Source organism: Shewanella halifaxensis HAW-EB4 (assembly GCF_000019185.1).
Classification (GTDB): domain Bacteria; phylum Pseudomonadota; class Gammaproteobacteria; order Enterobacterales; family Shewanellaceae; genus Shewanella; species Shewanella halifaxensis.
On the sequence record NC_010334.1, the window covers coordinates 1,779,549 to 1,797,620 of the forward strand.

General features: G+C 39.0%; 14 protein-coding genes. 13 read left to right on the forward strand and 1 reads right to left on the reverse strand.

Features of this window, described 5'->3' with window-relative positions:
- Positions 1–108: 108 nt before the first annotated feature.
- The gene (locus SHAL_RS07615; RefSeq protein ID WP_012276587.1) at positions 109–1,614 is read right to left on the reverse strand and encodes a peptide MFS transporter; all 1,506 of its coding nucleotides are present in this window, start codon (positions 1,612–1,614) and stop codon (positions 109–111) included.
- Between the two features lie 441 nt (positions 1,615–2,055).
- Between SHAL_RS07615 and rfaH the strand changes: the two genes are divergently transcribed.
- The 13 genes from rfaH (at position 2,056) to SHAL_RS07680 (ending at position 18,061) form a co-directional block, all read left to right on the forward strand.
- A complete protein-coding gene (gene rfaH / locus SHAL_RS07620) occupies positions 2,056–2,592 on the forward strand; it encodes a transcription/translation regulatory transformer protein RfaH (RefSeq protein ID WP_012276588.1) in 537 nt (178 codons plus the stop codon).
- Between the two features lie 1,360 nt (positions 2,593–3,952).
- Positions 3,953–6,727, forward strand: coding sequence for an SLBB domain-containing protein (locus SHAL_RS07625; RefSeq protein WP_012276589.1), 2,775 nt, complete (start codon positions 3,953–3,955; stop codon positions 6,725–6,727).
- Positions 6,728–6,831: 104 nt separating this feature from the next.
- Positions 6,832–7,227: a four helix bundle protein gene (locus tag SHAL_RS07630; protein WP_012276590.1), complete on the forward strand. Its 396-nt coding sequence runs from the start codon at positions 6,832–6,834 to the stop codon at positions 7,225–7,227.
- Between the two features lie 63 nt (positions 7,228–7,290).
- Positions 7,291–8,268: a Wzz/FepE/Etk N-terminal domain-containing protein gene (locus SHAL_RS07635; protein ID WP_012276591.1), complete on the forward strand. Its 978-nt coding sequence runs from the start codon at positions 7,291–7,293 to the stop codon at positions 8,266–8,268.
- 254 nt (positions 8,269–8,522) lie between these two features.
- Positions 8,523–9,677, forward strand: a complete 1,155-nt coding sequence (locus SHAL_RS07640; RefSeq protein WP_012276592.1) for a dTDP-glucose 4,6-dehydratase — start codon at positions 8,523–8,525, stop codon at positions 9,675–9,677.
- Positions 9,674–10,561, forward strand: a complete 888-nt coding sequence (rfbA, locus tag SHAL_RS07645) for a glucose-1-phosphate thymidylyltransferase RfbA (protein WP_012276593.1) — start codon at positions 9,674–9,676, stop codon at positions 10,559–10,561. The genes SHAL_RS07640 and rfbA overlap by 4 nt, the downstream gene beginning before the upstream one ends.
- Positions 10,561–11,442, forward strand: a complete 882-nt coding sequence (gene rfbD / locus SHAL_RS07650; protein ID WP_012276594.1) for a dTDP-4-dehydrorhamnose reductase — start codon at positions 10,561–10,563, stop codon at positions 11,440–11,442. The genes rfbA and rfbD overlap by 1 nt, the downstream gene beginning before the upstream one ends.
- 4 nt (positions 11,443–11,446) lie before the next feature.
- Positions 11,447–12,001, forward strand: coding sequence for a dTDP-4-dehydrorhamnose 3,5-epimerase (gene rfbC, locus SHAL_RS07655; protein ID WP_012276595.1), 555 nt, complete (start codon positions 11,447–11,449; stop codon positions 11,999–12,001).
- A gap of 6 nt (positions 12,002–12,007) precedes the next feature.
- Positions 12,008–13,546 carry an MATE family efflux transporter gene (locus SHAL_RS07660; RefSeq protein WP_012276596.1) on the forward strand — a complete coding sequence of 513 codons (1,539 nt, stop codon included), beginning with the start codon at positions 12,008–12,010 and terminating at the stop codon, positions 13,544–13,546.
- A 13-nt stretch (positions 13,547–13,559) separates the two neighbouring features.
- Positions 13,560–14,579 (forward strand): glycosyltransferase family 2 protein, encoded by a 1,020-nt coding sequence (locus SHAL_RS07665; RefSeq protein ID WP_012276597.1) that lies wholly within the window; start codon positions 13,560–13,562, stop codon positions 14,577–14,579.
- A 56-nt stretch (positions 14,580–14,635) separates the two neighbouring features.
- Positions 14,636–15,997 carry a Coenzyme F420 hydrogenase/dehydrogenase, beta subunit C-terminal domain gene (locus SHAL_RS07670; protein ID WP_012276598.1) on the forward strand — a complete coding sequence of 454 codons (1,362 nt, stop codon included), beginning with the start codon at positions 14,636–14,638 and terminating at the stop codon, positions 15,995–15,997.
- 68 nt (positions 15,998–16,065) lie between these two features.
- Positions 16,066–17,175, forward strand: a complete 1,110-nt coding sequence (locus SHAL_RS07675) for a polysaccharide pyruvyl transferase family protein (RefSeq protein WP_012276599.1) — start codon at positions 16,066–16,068, stop codon at positions 17,173–17,175.
- Entirely contained in the window at positions 17,162–18,061 is a 900-nt protein-coding gene (locus SHAL_RS07680; protein ID WP_012276600.1) for a glycosyltransferase family 2 protein, read from the forward strand. Before SHAL_RS07675 ends, SHAL_RS07680 begins: the two co-directional genes overlap by 14 nt.
- Positions 18,062–18,072 lie beyond the last annotated feature (11 nt).

The following is an 18,072-nucleotide window of genomic DNA, read 5'->3' on the forward strand; positions in this document are numbered from 1 at the left end:
GCAGTCTCCGGCACTTATCATCTTAGCCTTAATCGGCTTTAAACCGTCTTTGCTTATTCGGCTTTAAACCGTCTCAGCTTAAATCGGATTTCAACCGTCTTTGCCGCTTTATCTTCTAATAGCCTCATGCTCTGCTGTAACAGCAATCTCTTCTGTCAAAGCTTCTTCTTCAGTATGAGGTCCATCTTCTGCGCCATGCATCCAGCTAACTAGCTTATCAGCCATAAAGTAAAGAACAACACCAGAGATAGCGGCTGTGATTGCGATACCAGCGAAGATCGACATAGCGTTAGCCAGTTGCTCCTCTTTCGCTCCACCGTGACCAATCATTGAACCGACGATACCAGCAACAAAGTTAGCAGCGGCAATAAACAGGAACCATGCACCCATCATTAATGAAGCGATACGTAGTGGAGCCAGCTTAGTCACCATAGATAGGCCAATAGGAGATAGACATAACTCACCCATTGTATGGAAGAAGTATGCACCCACTAACCACCACATGCTTGACTTAGCACCAGCGTCACCATCCATCTGTAAAACCGCACCAATCATGAATAGGAAACCAATACCTAGTAGTACTAGACCTAATGCAAACTTAACTGGTGAGTTTGGCTCATTCTTACCTAAGCGGATCCAAATAGAAGCAATCACAGGTGCGAACAATACGATAAAGATCGCATTTAATGACTGGAAGTAAGTCGTCGGAACTTCCCATCCACCAATCATACGGTCAGTAAAGTCGTTGGTGAACAGGTTCATCAAGCCACCGGCTTGCTCGAAACCAGCCCAGAAGATAATCGTGAATAGACCCATGACCATGATAACTTTAATGCGATCACGTTCAATTTTCGTCAGAGGCTCTTTGCGTACTTGGCCAGATTCAGCCGCTTTTTGTCTTTCCAATTTAGCCGCAGGAACGGTACCAATATCGCCTAGTAGTTTTTGCGCGAATAAGAATTGGATAATTAATGATATAACCATACCAACACCGGCACAGAAGAAACCTGCCTGCCAGTTATTGATAAAGACTTCTTTACCATCAATAACGTCGGTATAACCGAAACTAGTATAAGCCCAAGCTACAACGAAGCCCGATAAGGCAGCACCTAAGTTAATGCCCATGTAGAAAATGGTGAATGCACCATCACGGCGATGATCGCCTTCTTCATATAGGTCACCAACCATAGTAGAGATGTTTGGCTTAAATAGACCGTTACCAAGAATAAGTATGCCTAAGCCGAGGTAGAACATTTGGGTCGCTGAACCTGGTACCCATTCGTGCGGCGCTGCTAATAGGAATTGGCCCATGGCCATCAGTGCGCCACCAATATAAATTGATTTACGCTGTCCTAATACGTTATCGGCTAACCAGCCACCAATTAGCGGGGTTAAATAAACTAACGCGGTAAATGTACCGTAAAGCGATAGAGCGTCAGCTTGTGTCCAACCTAATCCGCCACCACCTTGATTGTGCACTTGGTCAACCAAATACAACACCAAAATGGCACGCATTGCGTAGTAACTGAAACGTTCCCATAGTTCTGTCGTAAATAACAGGAACAGTCCCTTAGGATGCCCGAGCATCGTCCCCTGGGGTTTTGCTGCGCTCATGTATTCTTCCACCTTCGCTTGTGATTGCCTGCAGCTCAATGATCACTACAGAAATTTGATTTGCTTAAATTATTACAGCTTTCAGTGCAAACAGTCAGTTAAGAGTGTTACGTCTTAAGTGTTTTTGTAATGAAATAAGCTGTTTTATTGTGGGCTTGTATTCTAATTTTTATTATTTGGCGCTAAAAATAGCATCAAATGCGATAAAGCCTACCTTATATACCCTTTATGGGCAGCTAAAGTCAATTTTGAAAACGTAACTGCCGACTTAATAACCACTCGTGAATAACATGTTTAGCTAGAGGTTAAAAATGAGCTTCAAAGCTCGGCTTTGGCAAGTCGCGACTTCCAATTAAGGCCACAAATTTGTTAGTATTCGTGCCGTGAATGGAAGTCACCGCTTGTTAAGAGCTGTTGTTGAATTACAGATGAGAGAATTAAATGAAGGCTTGGTATCTAATATATTGCAAATCTCGAGGCGAAGCCCGGGCGCAGCAAAACCTGGCACTTCAGCAGATTGATACTTACCTGCCTACCTATCCAGAAGAAAAGTTAGTAAAAGGACAAGTAAGCGTGCGGCGTGTATCGCTGTTCCCCAGTTACCTATTTATTAATTTTGACCCCGAAGTCACCAGTGTGTCTAAAATCCATAACACCCGCGGCGTTATCAGAATAGTCGGTTGTAAAGAACTGATGACATCTATCGATGACAGCGTTATCCATGCAATCAAAATGCGTGAACATAAGCTGCTCTCTGAAATATCAAGCCAAAGCGCCGAACCTGCACCTAAGATGGAGCAGGGAGATAAGGTGTGCTTCACAAAAGGTCCATTTGTGGAACTTGAAGGGATCTTCGATGAAGCGAATGGTGAGAAGCGATGCTTCGTACTGTTTGAGCTAATGGGTAAGCAGCAACGGGTCGTCGTTGATAGAGATGTGATTAAGCATGTTAATGAAAAACAATTAGTTGCAAGCTAACTTTTTTATAAAACAGTACTCGCTTAGGTCGCTTTAAAATCTAAGGTACGGTAAAACACAGGCTACAGCGTTTTAATCGTTACAGTGGATCTTGATAAACGCAGTTAGAAATGGCAGTTAGAAAAGGCAGTTAGAAAAGGCAGTTAGAAAAGGCAGTTAGAAAAGGCAGTTAGAAAAGGCAGTTAGAAACAGTGCTGCCTTGTATAGTGTTGCTTGATAGTACCCACATGAATGCGGGTAATCGTTGAAAGTACTAATTTTGCCATAATCTTTGTGAGACATTCGCCATAGCTTTGAATATAGTGTTAAAAATATGCCATTTGAGAACATGGAACCTGAAAACCTGTATTGAAAATGAAGCATTGAAAGTGCTTATTAGAAAGTGTTTATTGAAAGTGCTTATTGAAAGTGCCCATTAGAGTACGGTATGACAAATAGCGCTATATAGGTAGATGGGATGGAACATCCAATTCTGTAGGCCGTTAGGATGATAACCTACCGAGCGAGTAACAGAGTTAACAGTGGGCACCTGAATTAGCGTCATACAGTCTGGCGTCTATTGCGAAAATAGTTGCAGGCATTTGGTTAGCGGTATAGCAATAGTGCATCAGGAATAAAGTCTATCTCCATTGTCGTACAAAGTATCGCCATCTAAACGATATGTTGACTTAGAGTTACTGCTCAGAAGAGCGAGTTCGTGTATAATGCGCTGCCTGATTATTGCATACAGATATTGATTGGCGCGACCAAGCTGGATTAATGTTCAAAATTATAATTATGGGCTATCTAATTGATAGAACGCTTAAATATCTATCCACACTATCTATTTAGACATTATAGAAGAGAGTAGGAGAGAGTAGAAGATAACGCAAGAAAACGAGTTAATTTAAGCTAGACGCAATAGTAAGTAGTTGATTTTAGCTTAAGTTAATTTGAAATAAAAAACACAAAATTTAACAGGTCCGCAATGCGGATGGGCACGTTGGAAGCCGCAATCCATGGGCGGTAGCGTGTCTAAAAGCTAAGAAGGGCGCTGCGCTTCTAGGTGCTAGGACGTTCGCAAGCTCACTTCTAGGACGGACTTTGTCCTGCTAGGAAATCAACAGAAAACACCACTTGGCTTTTGATGTTGATTTCATGCTTTGCTAGAACCTAGAACCTTCTTTCTAATTTTACCGTATTTGCTTTTCCGTAAGCGAAGCGTTCCGTAGTGACAATCAATTAATACAAACAGTCACGTGCCGTAAGGCCGTAGGCCGTTCGTCTCAGCTTTAAGATTTTGCTTTTCCTAGAACCTAGCGCCTCGAAGCGTAGCGTCCTAGGACCTTTTCTGATTTTAACCCTCTCTCGGAGATTACTGGTGCTTAACAAGACTAAAAAACTCATCATTGCTGGTATGTCAGCGCTGATATTGCTATCAGGGCAGGCGAGTGCTATCACGCCTTCGCCACAAATGATGGAGCAATTTAAAAATCTTCCAGCATCTGAGCAGCAACGCTTAGCAAAGCAGTATGGCATAGACCCTTCAATGCTTGGCGGTAGCAGTAGCTCACAGCCGCAACTTGAAAATCCAAACTTAGTTAATCCACGTGCTCAGTACGATGAGAATGGTGTATTAATTCAAGTCGATCAATTTGGCAAGCCACTAAAAGATAAGTCAGACGATCAACTGAAGTTTGAAGAAGATGCAGCTAAAAAAGAGCTAAAGCGCTTTGGTTACGACCTGTTTGCTGGTGAGCCAACAACATTCGCGCCAGTATCTGATGTCCCCGTGCCAAGTGAATACTTAGTTGGCCCTGGTGACAACATCAAGGTACAGCTTTTCGGTAAAGATAATAATGAGTATGATCTTGTCATTAACCGTGAAGGCGTTATCCAATTCCCAGACCTGGGACCAATCTCTGTTTCTGGCTTAACCTTTAGCGAATTGCGTGAAACTCTGTCTGAGCGTATCAATCAGCAGATGATCGGTATTCAGTCAAACATCACCATGGGCGAGTTACGCTCGATTCGTATTTTCGTTGCTGGTGACGCCTATAAACCCGGCTCTTACACGGTATCAAGTCTTTCAACCATTACACAGGCATTGTTTGTGGCTGGTGGCGTCAACGAAATCGGCTCGCTACGTAATATTCAAGTAAAGCGCAACGGCAAGCTTGTAGGCAGTATGGATCTCTATGATCTGCTACTTCGCGGTGATGCATCGGGCGATATTAACTTACGTTCTGGTGATGTGGTATTCATCCCTTCTGTGGGTGGCCTAGCCAGCGTGACTGGTGAAGTTCGTCGTCCTGCTATTTACGAGCTGAAAAAGCACGAAACCATGGCGCAAGTTATCGAGATGGCTGCAGGAATTAAGCCTGGTGCCTATCCGAGACGCAGCAGCGTTGAGCGATTTAATGCAAACAGCCTTAAAACTATCTTAAATGTGGATTTAACCACTCAAGCTGGTAAAGCGACAAAAGTGGTTGCTGGTGACGTAATCCGTGTTAAAAGTGCAACAACACAATATGAAGATGCCATTACGGTTGTCGGCGCAGTAGTTCGCCCTGGCAAGTATCAATGGTATCAAGGCCAAAAAATCAGTGATTTAGTGCCATCTATCTGGGGCGACTTGAATGTCTCGGTTGACCTTGAATACGCCATCATCGTACGTGAAATCAATAAGCAAGGTGATATTCAGGTTTATCAATTTTCACCAGTAAAAGCGATTAACGGCAAAGAGCCTTCACAAGACTTAACGCTACAGGCGCGTGATAAAGTCATCTTCTTTAACTTTAGTGACTTAACTCAAAACCGCTACGAGCTAAACAAACTGGTAAAAGAGCGCGTGCAAAAGGTTCAATCACTCGCTGGCAACTCATTAATTGGTAATGATTTATTTGAAGCTGGCTTCTCACAGCTAAATCAGAAGAAGTTTGCTGACCGCTCTGAACTCGGTGGGGTTGCCATTAATAGCAAAGTCCAAGACCAAGATCCAACGGCCAAAGCGATAAAAGGTGAAGTCAACAAGATGTTGGTTAACCTTTTCGACGACAGTGACTTAATTAAGCTCAGTGGCGCGATGAACCGCGGTGAGCTACTTTATCCAGTCGTTATGAAGCTAAATAGTCAAGGGCGTGCGGGTAACGGTGTTCAGGCTGTAGCGATTAACGGGCGAGTGAACAACCCTGGTATTTATCCATTGTCTGTCAATGCTCGTATTAAAGATTTAGTCATGGCTGCTGGTGGTCTTGAAGAGGGCGCATATACGCCGCGCGCAGAATTAACCAGTACTTACGTGACCGTTGATGGATCAGCTATCAAGCATACCAATATTGCACTTGAAGCGGCGCTTCAAGGTGATGCAACCCAAAATATCGCCTTAAAGGGCCGTGATATTTTAACGGTAATGACAACGCCTGATTGGCAAGAAAATAAGTCAGTAGAAATTCGTGGTGAAGTTAAATTCCCTGGTACCTACAATATTCGCCGTGGTGAAACCTTAGCTGATGTATTAAAACGTGCTGGCGGCTTTACCGAGTATGCTTACTTGCCGTCATCAGTATTTGTGCGTGAATCTGTACGTCAGCAAGAACAGTTAGAAGTTAAAAAGTTAGCAGAACAGCTCCTGCGCGATGTTGCTACTCGTGGTGTATCAAAAGACGGTAATGTAATTAACTACAGTGATGCACAAATGATGCTAGCTGACTTGGAAACAATCCAAGCGGTTGGTCGTTTAGTTGTCGATGTATCAGCAATCTCAGTGGGTATTAAGCAAGCCGATATTCAGTTAGAAGATGAAGATGTGCTTTACGTGCCATCAACTAAGCAAACGATTGCGGTTATGGGTGAAGTACAGCACGCAGCGACACATAGATTCAAGGAAGGTCAAACGATTGATCAATACTTGGCAATGTCAGGTGGCGCACGAGAGCGCGCAGACGATGACCGAACCTATGTTATTAAGGCTGACGGCTCAGTCCTGATACCAAGTAAATCCATGTGGTTTAGTAATGAGTCAAGCTTACAACCAGGCGACACCATCATTGTACCGCTCGACACCGAGTACAAAGACAACTTAACGCTTTGGACGCAAGTAACAAGCATCATCTACAACACAGCAGTCGCATTCGCCACAGTCGCAAATCTTTAAAAAGAAGGTTTGAGGAAAAGCAGGTCCTAGGCCCTAAAACCTAAGTTCTAAAAGCTAGGTTCTAAAAGCTAGGGCCAAAACCTAATAGCCAAGGATGGTGTTCGGTGAAGTTATTTGCATTTCAAGATTTGGAAGTATGGAAACGGGCAAGTCGTTTAGCTTGCGAGATATACAAAGAGCTGAATACTTGCCGCGATTTTGGTTTAAAAGACCAAATGACCCGAGCAGCGGTTTCGATTGCTTCAAATATCGCTGAAGGTGAAGAAAGAGAGTCTAGGGCTGAGTCAGCCAGATTCCTTTACTTCGCAAAAGGCTCATCTGGTGAGCTTGCAACCCAAATTTACATAGCGATAGAAATCGGCGTAATTGAAAAGAAAGCCGGGTTAAACCTAATAAAAGAAGCTAGAGAAATTTCAGCAATGCTAGGTGCTTTGATAAAGATTAGAAAAGGCTGCGTTAGAGAAACTTCAGCTGATTACAATGTCAAACCTAGCATCTAATTTTAAATTACATGCGGAACCTGTACCTAGGAACTAGAACCTAGGACCTAGGACCTTTATACAATGAATAAACAAGTACAACAAAATCACACAGACGCACAGTTTCCGCATATGAACTCCGTTCATAATCCGGGAGACGATGAAATCGACCTCCGCGAACTCTTCTCCGTCATCTGGCAGGGCAAATGGCTCATCATCGCCATAACCACTGTATTCGCTATTGGCTCAGTCATCTTCGCCCTCATGCAGCCAAACACCTACAAATCTGAGGCATTACTAGCACCAGCAAGCGAAGAACAAGGCGGTGGACTAAGTGCATTAGCTGGCCAATTTGGTGGACTTGCTAGCATGGCGGGCATAAACCTAGGTGCCGCCGGAGGAGTAGATAAAACTCAAATGGCCATCGAGGTGTTAAAATCTCGTCAATTCGCCAGCCAGTTTATTCAAAAGCACAACATCTTGCCAGATTTAATGGCCACAGATAAGTGGGATATGTCAACTAATACGCTGGTTTATAATGAAAAAATGTATAACCCCGTAACTAAAACTTGGTTGCGGGAAGTAAAGGCTCCATTTAAGCCAGAACCTTCAATGCAAGAAGCATTTAAGGTTTTCAAAAAAGTTATTGAGATTAACTCGGCCAAAGATACAGGCATGGTCACAATCTCTGTAGAGCATCTGTCACCTAACATTGCACAGCAATGGGTGACTTGGATAGTAGAAGATATTAACAAGGCGATGAAAGAGCGGGATGTGGCCGAAGCCATTCGCAGTAGTGAGTTTCTAAATAAACAAATAGCATTAACTAATGTTGCTGACATACGTTCAATTCTTTATAGGCTTATAGAGGAGCAAGCAAAAACAATTATGTTTGCTGAGGTTCGTGATGAATATGTGTTTAAAACAATCGATCCTGCTCTAGTTTCTGAAGAAAAAGATGGCCCTAAACGCGCTTTGATTTGTTTACTAGGTACGGTGTTGGGGGCTGGATTAGCTTTGATGATTGTTTTGATAAGACATTTCGTTAGGAAAGAAGAGTAGGGATCTTTTCTTTTATAGTTTCTAGCAGCGAAGCGCTCTAGTATTCTAGATTCTTCTTTAAAATAAGAAAAACAGCGAAATAGAAGGTTACAACGGATAGCGCTGATGTAAGAAATAAGAGTGACAGTCTCAACATTGATTAAAAGTGTCTCAGCCTCAACCTAGAGGCTGAGATTGGAAAGTCTGATAATTCAATTCACAACGTTTAAAATGAACTTGTTCTTAGGCAAGTAATACATCTTGGAAGCATAAAAATGAAAATTTTAGTCACAGGTGGAGCCGGCTTTATTGGCTCTGCGGTAGTGCGTCATATCATCAATAATACACAAGATAGTGTTATCAACGTCGATAAATTAACTTACGCAGGTAATCTAGAGTCGTTAGCAAGCATTGAGTCAAATGAACGTTATGTTTTCGAACAAGTTGATATTTGTGACCGTGCGGAATTAGACAGAGTTTTTGTAAAGTGTAAGCCTGACGCTGTAATGCATTTAGCTGCAGAGTCACATGTTGATCGCTCAATCACGGGCCCAGCAGATTTCATCCAGACAAATATCGTGGGCACATATACGCTTCTTGAAGCGACACGAGCGTATTGGAACACATTGGCTGAAGATGCTAAGAAAGCATTTCGTTTTCATCATATTTCTACTGATGAAGTTTACGGCGACCTACCGCACCCTGATGATATTGAGGATGAAACAGAGCCCTCAACAGGCAAAGAGCCTTCAGCGGATAATGAGCCTTCAGCCAATAAATCGCTACCTTTATTTACCGAAACTACATCATACGAACCCTCAAGCCCTTACTCTGCATCTAAGGCAAGTTCCGACCATCTTGTTCGTGCTTGGTTAAGAACCTATGGCCTACCAACCATAGTAACCAACTGTTCTAATAATTATGGTCCATATCACTTCCCTGAAAAGCTGATCCCATTAGTGATTTTAAATGCATTAGAGGGAAAACCATTACCTATCTACGGTAAAGGTGACCAAATCCGCGATTGGTTATATGTTGAAGATCACGCTAGAGCACTTTATAAAGTCGTTACCGAAGGTGTCGTAGGCGAAACGTACAATATCGGTGGCCATAACGAAAAGCAAAATTTAGAAGTTGTTCAGACGATTTGTGCAATTTTAGATTCTTTAGTGCCAAAAGAAACAAAATATAAAGAACAAATTACTTATGTTACAGACAGGCCAGGTCACGACAGACGCTATGCAATTGATTCAAGTAAAATGCAACGTGAACTTGGTTGGACGCCGATCGAAACATTTGAAACAGGGCTTAAAAAGACAATTGAATGGTATTTGACTAACCAAGAGTGGTGTCAACACGTGCAAGATGGGAGTTATCAGCGTGAACGTTTAGGTGTAGTGCCATCTGCGACGAAGGAAGATGCACAATGAAAGGTATTGTATTAGCTGGTGGCAGTGGTACTCGTTTATTTCCATTAACTCGTGGTGTATCAAAGCAACTGCTTCCAATCTACGACAAGCCAATGGTGTTTTATCCTATTTCAACTCTGATGCTGGCGGGCATCAAAGATATTTTAATCATTACTACCCCTGAAGATAATGCGGGCTTTAAGCGGCTATTAGGTGACGGCTCAGATTTTGGCATCAACCTTGAGTATGCTATTCAACCAAGTCCTGATGGCTTAGCACAAGCGTTTATCATTGGTGAAGAGTTTATTGGTGATGATAGCGTTTGTTTAGTCCTTGGCGATAACATTTTCTATGGTCAGTCTTTTTCAAATACACTTAAAAATGCAGCATCGCGTGAGTCTGGAGCAACCGTTTTTGGCTACCAAGTGAAAGATCCTGAGCGTTTTGGTGTGGTTGAGTTCGATGAAGATATGAAAGCGGTATCGATTGAAGAAAAACCTGAAACACCAAAATCAAATTATGCAGTTACTGGTCTTTACTTCTACGACAATCGCGTTGTTGAAATGGCAAAACAAGTTAAACCATCTCATCGTGGTGAGCTTGAAATTACGACACTAAATGAAATGTATTTAAATGATGGATTGTTAAATGTTGAGTTATTAGGCCGGGGTTTTGCGTGGCTTGATACAGGCACCCATGAAAGCCTTCATGAAGCCTCTTCTTTTGTTCAAACCATTGAAAATGTTCAAGGCTTAAAGGTTGCCTGCTTAGAAGAAATTGCTTGGCGTAACGGTTGGTTGAGTAACGAGCAGATTTTGTCTCTAGCCAAGCCTATGATGAAGAACGAATACGGTCAGTATTTAAAACGTTTAGTGAGTGAAAATCAGAAAAAGGTACTGACCTAATGCGGGTACTAATTACAGGGTGCAATGGGCAAGTTGGCTGTAGTTTAACTGAGCAATTAGCTAAGGACACAAATACAACAGTATTAGCGCTTGATAGAGATTACCTCGATATTACCAATCTAGATGCCGTTCATGCTGCAGTTGTTGAATTTAAACCAAGTATCATTATTAATGCTGCAGCGCATACTGCAGTAGATAAAGCAGAAGAGGAAGTTGAACTTTCTTATGCTATTAATCGTGATGGACCGAAATACCTAGCACAAGCTGCGCAAGATGTGGGAGCTGCAATACTGCATATATCAACTGATTATGTCTTTGAAGGCAATAAAGTTGGTGAGTATGTAGAAAGTGACACCACAAACCCACAAGGGGTTTATGGTGAAAGTAAGTTGGCGGGTGAAGTTGCCGTAGCACAAGCATGCGATAAACACATCATCCTTCGCACCGCTTGGGTGTTTGGTGAAAATGGCAATAACTTTGTAAAAACCATGCTGCGCTTAGGCACAACTCGAGATGCATTGAATGTTGTTGGAGACCAGTTCGGTGGACCAACCTACGCAGGTGATATTGCAAATGCGTTAATTCAAATTGCTAATCGAATTACCCAAGGTGATGCTATTGAATATGGTGTTTATCACTTCTCGGGCTTACCCCACGTTAGTTGGTACGAGTTTGCAGAAACTATTTTTGATATAGCAATCGAGAAAGGCGTTCTCAAGAAGCGTCCTAGCTTAAGCAATATAAAAACTGAGCAATACCCTACACCAGCAAAGCGACCAAGTAACTCCTGCTTAAATACCGACAAAATCACTAGTGTATTTGCAATTGAAGCGAGTGACTGGAAAGTAGCATTAAATAATATTCAAGCATATACAGGATAAGAATATGAAAGTGATAAATACTAGTATTCCTGATGTGAAAATTATAGAGCCTAGCGTGTTTGGTGACGAACGCGGATTCTTTATGGAAACCTGGAATCAAAAGAAATTTGAAGAATTAGTAACAGGTAAACCTACACAATTTGTGCAAGACAACCATTCAAAATCCAAGAAAGGGATTTTGCGTGGTTTACATTACCAGATTGAAAATACTCAAGGGAAACTAGTTCGTGTAGTTTCAGGAGAGGTATTTGATGTGGCGGTTGATATTCGAAAGGGCTCTCCAACGTTTGGTCAGTGGGTTGGTGAGTACCTTTCTGCAGATAATAAGCGTCAGCTTTGGGTTCCAGAGGGCTTTGCCCATGGTTTTTATGTTACAAGTAATGAAGCCGAATTCGTTTATAAATGTACTGATTTTTATAATCCGAAAGCTGAAATATCACTTTTTTGGGCTGACGAGAGCTTAGCTATAAATTGGCCTCTTTCCGGAATTCCTATGCTTTCTGAAAAAGATATAAATGGAATAACATTTGAAACGATAATTAGTAATGATTGGGTTTGATTGCAAATGACCGAAGGGACGACTAAGCAAGAAGGAAATAAAATAATAGCGAAAAATGCTATTTTCTTGTATTTAAGAATGTTTTTTACCTTAGGTGTATCTTTATATACTTCTCGAGTTGTGTTGGATGCTCTAGGTGTAGAAGATTTTGGTATTTACAATGTCGTTGGTAGCATCGTTTTAATGCTGTCTTTTTTAAATACGTCAATGAGTAGTGCTACTGCAAGATTTATTACTTTTGAAATTGGGAAAAAAGGGAAAGTTCAACAGGTTTTTACCGCATCTGTCCTGATACATATAATAATTGCATTTTTAATACTTGTTACCGGTTGGGTACTAGGTAAGTTTGTAATTTTTGAACAATTAGATATACCTTTATCGCGCTTAACAGCTGCTCAATGGGTTTATTATTTTTCATTGTTGTCAGCAAGTGTTGCTGTTTTGCAAGTACCTTATAGTGCTATGGTTATTGCGTATGAAAAATTTAATGTTTTTGCGTACGTTGAAATATGGAACTCAATTTTAAAGCTAATAGTTGTATATCTACTATTTAATCTAGATGAAGATAAGTTGGTAATATATGGTTGTCTAGTATTTATTGTTTCAATAATTATATTTTTGACTTACTTTATATACGCAAAAAACAGTTTTAAGGATTGTGCGTTAGATTTTAATTTAGACTTTTTACTAATTAAAAGAATGTTTTCATTTTCAGGTTGGGATCTATATGGGAATTTGAGTGTGCTTGCAAGGATGCAGGGGGTTAATATCTTGTTTAATGTTTTCTTTGGTGCATTGATTAATGCGGCAAACGGTGTTGCTACTCAAGTTCAGTCAGCGGTTATGGCATTTGCAAATAGTGCGGTAACAGCTGTTAAGCCACAGATAGTTAAGAGTTATGCTAGTGGTGATTATGTCAGAACTAATGAGTTAGTCTTAAATGCGGCTAAATTTACTTTTATTATTCTGTTACTGGTTACATTACCGCTTATATTTGAGATGGAATACGTTCTTGGTCTTTGGTTGGTTAAAGTTCCGGAATATGCTGTTTCTTTCTGTCAGTATATTTTGGTATTTAACTTTTTTGCAAATACATCGTTCGTGATTATTAGTGCGATACATGCCACGGGTAATGTGAAAAGGCCTAGTTTAATTAATGGTACACTTTATCTTTTAGTCGTTCCACTTTCATATATAGCATTTAGCATGGGGACAGGTCCTATTGTATCATTCCAAATAAATATATTTATGGTTATGCTTGGTATGCTGTCTAATGCTTGGACGTTAAACATGTATTTGCCACAATTTTCAATAATGTCGTTTGTAAGGCAAATGATGCTCCCGTGTTTGGTTATAACATTTTTGAGTACAATTGTTTTGTTTGCATTTGTAACAATGTTCGAACAAGGATTTGTTAGGCTTGTAATTACAACTACGTTATCTTCAGTTGTGATTTTAGTAGCAAGTTATTTACTTGCATTGGATAAGAAACAGAAAGAATGGTTGCTTGATATGTTTTTTAGTAAGTTTAATATAAAAGCTTAGCGGTGAGTATTTAATGAAAGCTAGAAAGGTTAGTGTAATAACTCCATGCTATAATGGCGGCGGGTATGTATATCGACTGTTAGATTCCATTTTGAATCAGTCATACCCTAACATTGAAATGATAGTTATCGATGACGGTTCAACGGATAACTCTGCAGAAATAATTAAATCTTATATTATTCCTTTTCAGGAAAAAGGTTATTCTCTAACCTATGTTTTCCAAAAAAATGCAGGCCAATCGGTTGCGATAAACAATGCTCTTAAGTTATTTAGTGGTGAATACCTAGTATGGCCTGATAGTGATGATTTTTATGCAACTAATGTAGCAATATCTGAAATGGTTTTTGCGCTCGAGGCAACTGATGAGTCTGTTAGCGTGGTTAGATGTCATAGTAATTTATTAGATGAATTAACATTGGAAAAAATCGGTACACGTGAAACTAGAAGTGATCTTAATACTAAGGTCGATTATTTTGAGGATTGCTTGCTGGTTCAAAATGGTTTCTGGTTTGGTGCTGGTAACTATATGGCAAAAACAAGTGTTGTAAGAAACGTGTTAACAAAGATGAATATTTACACTGAGAAAAATGCAGGGCAAAACTGGCAACTGATGCTTCCGCTTCTATATAAATATTCGTGTATAACCGTCCCGAGTGTTCTTTACTCTATATTGGAGCGTGAATCATCTCATTCAAGAGGTCACTTTTCAACATTTGAAGAAGTACTTGTAAAATACGAATCATATGAAAAAACTATAGTTAACACCTTGAAAACCATGTTAATTCCTGAACTTGAGAGAGAAGGTTATATTGATAAAGTTGAAAATAATTATAAGCTTATTAAATTCAAGAATTATATTTCTTTCGGGAAAAGGAAAGACGCAATTTATTTGTATAACGAATTAGCTCACAAGGGAGTGAATGTTGATTTTAGCTTTAAGGTTAGATTATTTCTTTTGTTTATTCCTATGATGAAACAATTTATTGATTTAGCAAAAACTATACGTAATTATTTTAAGTCAAAAAAGTATTAATTCAACTTTTCATTGTGAAAGTGGTGTGTATTGGTTATTAAAGTTAGGGGTGGCGGATGAATTGTGGTGAGTTGATAAATGCTGTAGTTAAAAATGATATGTGTATTGGCTGTGGCGTTTGTGCTGCATATTGTAAATCGAATTCAATTGAGATGAAAGTTAATCAATATGGCTTCTACACTGCAAATCCAGTTGGGCAGTGTAATTGTGAAGGCAAGTGTATTAAGGTCTGTCCTTTTAATCCAGAGCCTGATGAATTGATAAAAACTGAGGACGAAATAGCTAAGGTGTTTTTGACTGAAACAACAAAGCAACACAGAAAGATCGGTCGTTATATTAATACATATGTGGGCTTTTCATTAAAGCACAGAGCAAAATCTTCATCAGGTGGCATTGCAACTTATACATTAACAAAACTAATGCAACGTGGTGAGATTCAGCACGTAATATCAGTTAAGTCTGATGATAACCCTAATGCACACTATGAGTATTCGATTAGTAGTAATATCGAAGAGTTAAATAATGCAGCAAAGACAAAGTACTATCCCGTTACTTTAGCTGTGGCATTAAAAAAAATAAAAGAGTTAGATGGAAAGGTAGCGATAGTTGGTGTTGCATGTTTCATAAAAGCGATTAGACTTGCGCAAAGAGAAGATCATTACTTCCAAAATAAAATCGGGTTTTTGGTTGGCATAATCTGTGGAGGTGTAAAAAGCACTTTTTTTGCAGAATACCTCGCCAGTAAAGCTGGTGTGTCTGCTAATGAGTTTAGTAAGCCACAATTCAGAATTAAAGACTCTACTAGTACTGCAAGTGATTACTCTTTCGGTTGTCTTGATAAAGAAAATAGTCATAAAAATATAAAAATGAAAGCCGTTGGAGATATGTGGGGCACTGGACTATTCAAGGCAAATGCATGCGACTTTTGTGATGATGTAACTACTGAGCTAGCTGATATTTCATTAGGTGATGCTTGGTTGGAACCATATTCTAACGATGGTCTTGGTACAAATGTTATAGTAACGCGAAGCACACTTGCTGATGAAATAATTACAAATGGCAATGAAAATGGTGATTTGTCAATTGAAATATTACCAGAGTCCGTATTTTTAAATTCTCAACAAGGCAGTTTTAATCATAGACATGATGGTCTTGGTTTCAGAATAAAGTCGAAAACAGATAGAGCGAATTTAATTCCTCCAAAAAGATTTGACAATGTTAAAATATCACCTTTATTGAAGTTGATTCAATTGTTTCGTATGAAATCAAGAGCAAAAAGTTTAGAGTTATGGGCTAATAATAAAAGTGCTGTTGAATTTGATAATGATATTTCAAGTTGTTTATTTACTTTGAAATTCTTCACAAAAATAAATCATTACCAAAGAGCAATATTGAGAAGGATTAAAAATATACTTTAGGTAAGCAGCTTAATAATTTGGTTTCTTCTTTAATTTTCTATGGGTTGTAAGTTGGTGAGTATTTATAAATGAAAAAAAACAATGTAAATAAAGTAGGTCTGCTAAATTTTCATTATTCTGATAATAATTATGGCGCAGTGTTACAAGCTGCCGCACTTTTCAGAGTAGTGAAAAATCTGGGTTATGATGTAGAGCAAATTGACTTTATTCCTCATACATATAATGAAACGTTTTTATCTAGTTCGAAAAGAAAGATAAAATATCTAATTGAAAGTCTTTTCAAAAATAAATTATCAATTGATGATAAGTGTTTTGAGCAATTTAGGCATGAATTCTTAAAAAGAAGTGTAAAGATATTTTCTAAGGAAGAGTTAGAAGGTATTGGCCATGAATATGATGCTATAATCGTTGGAAGCGATCAGGTTTGGAGAGCAGATTATACAGGTAGAGCCAAATATGTTTATTTTTTGGATTTTGTTCCTAAATCTTGTAAAAAAGTATCATATGCAGCAAGTTTTGGATTAGATGATTGGATGCTTAAGAATGATAGTTCTGCTACCAGTAATATAAGCGGGTTGTTGTCTAAATTTGACCATGTATCTGTTAGAGAGTCGACTGGCGTAAAGGTTTGTAAAGATATATTCAATGTTGATGCCGAACATGTATTAGATCCAACATTATTAGTAAGTAAAGATTTTTTTAATGAAATTATTGATGGTAATAGCAATGACGTAGCTGAAGACCTGAATTCTCTAGTGTATTATAAATTAGATAAGTCACCGGTATTCGAAGAACAGTTGAAACTAATTTCGAAAGAGAAATTTAACAAAGTTGAAAACCTGTTCTACGATGGTGGAGTACAATTGAAGTATAATGAAGTTGGAGTATGGCTTTCAAAGATTAAGAATTCAAAACTCGTTATAACGGACTCTTTTCATTGTGTATGTTTTTCAATAATTTTCGAAAAAAACTTCATATGTTCAGCTAACTCTTCCAGAGGCTTGACTCGACTAGAGAGTCTATTGGGAGCTTTAGGGCTACAAGATCGGATTTGTATCGATGATTCTCAACTATCTAATGAGAAATACCTTCTCGAAATTGATTATGAAGCTGTAAAAAATAAAGTTTCACTGTTGCGTATTGGTTCGTTGGAGTTTATGAAAAATGCACTCAAGTAATAGTGGGTTCGATATATCTGTTGTGGTTCCTCTTTTTAATAAAGAAAAATTTGTAGAAAGAGCACTTAATTCTATATTGCAACAAACTATTTTACCTAATAAAATCATCATCGTAGATGATGGTTCAACTGATGGCTCAAATGAGATAGCTTTAAGGATCAAGAAGAGATTTGGTGATTTAATTTATATCCATAAACAAACCAATGCAGGCGTTTCTGTTGCAAGAAATAAAGGTTTGGAGCTAGCGGATTCTAAGTTCGTCGCCTTTCTTGATGCTGATGATGAATTCCATTCAAATTTTATTGAAAAAGCTAAAGCTCTTATTGAAGATTATCCATCAAATGTCATTTATGGCTTTGGTTATCAAAGATTTGGAGAGGATTCCTCTAAAAACCACATTAGGGGGGAAGTAGATTTTTTTAAGCTTTATTGTGAACGTAATCAGTGTCCACTCTCTGCATCTTCGGTTGTAATTGACAAAGAGAGCGTAGGAAATAACTTGTTTCCTGTGGGCTATGGTATGGGGGAAGATATTCTAGCGTGGTTAAAAATACTAGCAAAGGGACATAGTTTAATTCTCGATTCTACTCCTGTAGCAATATATCATCACGATGATTTATCTAGTGCTGTTTTGAATCCTGTTGCAAAGAATGAGCCTTGCTTCTTGAAAAGCAACATCATGCAACAATTTAATGGTACATATTACAAGCGCTTTATTAGATATCATACATCTGATTATATTAAGAGCCACATTCTGTATGGCAATAGATGTTTTGTTTTTAAATATATCCTAAGGAAAGGTGGTTATTATCTAAAGTTCCTTCCATTATTATTAATACCGAAAAAAATAATAATATATAAAGTAAGTAAAAATAATTTAAAATAATTTGCTTGTTG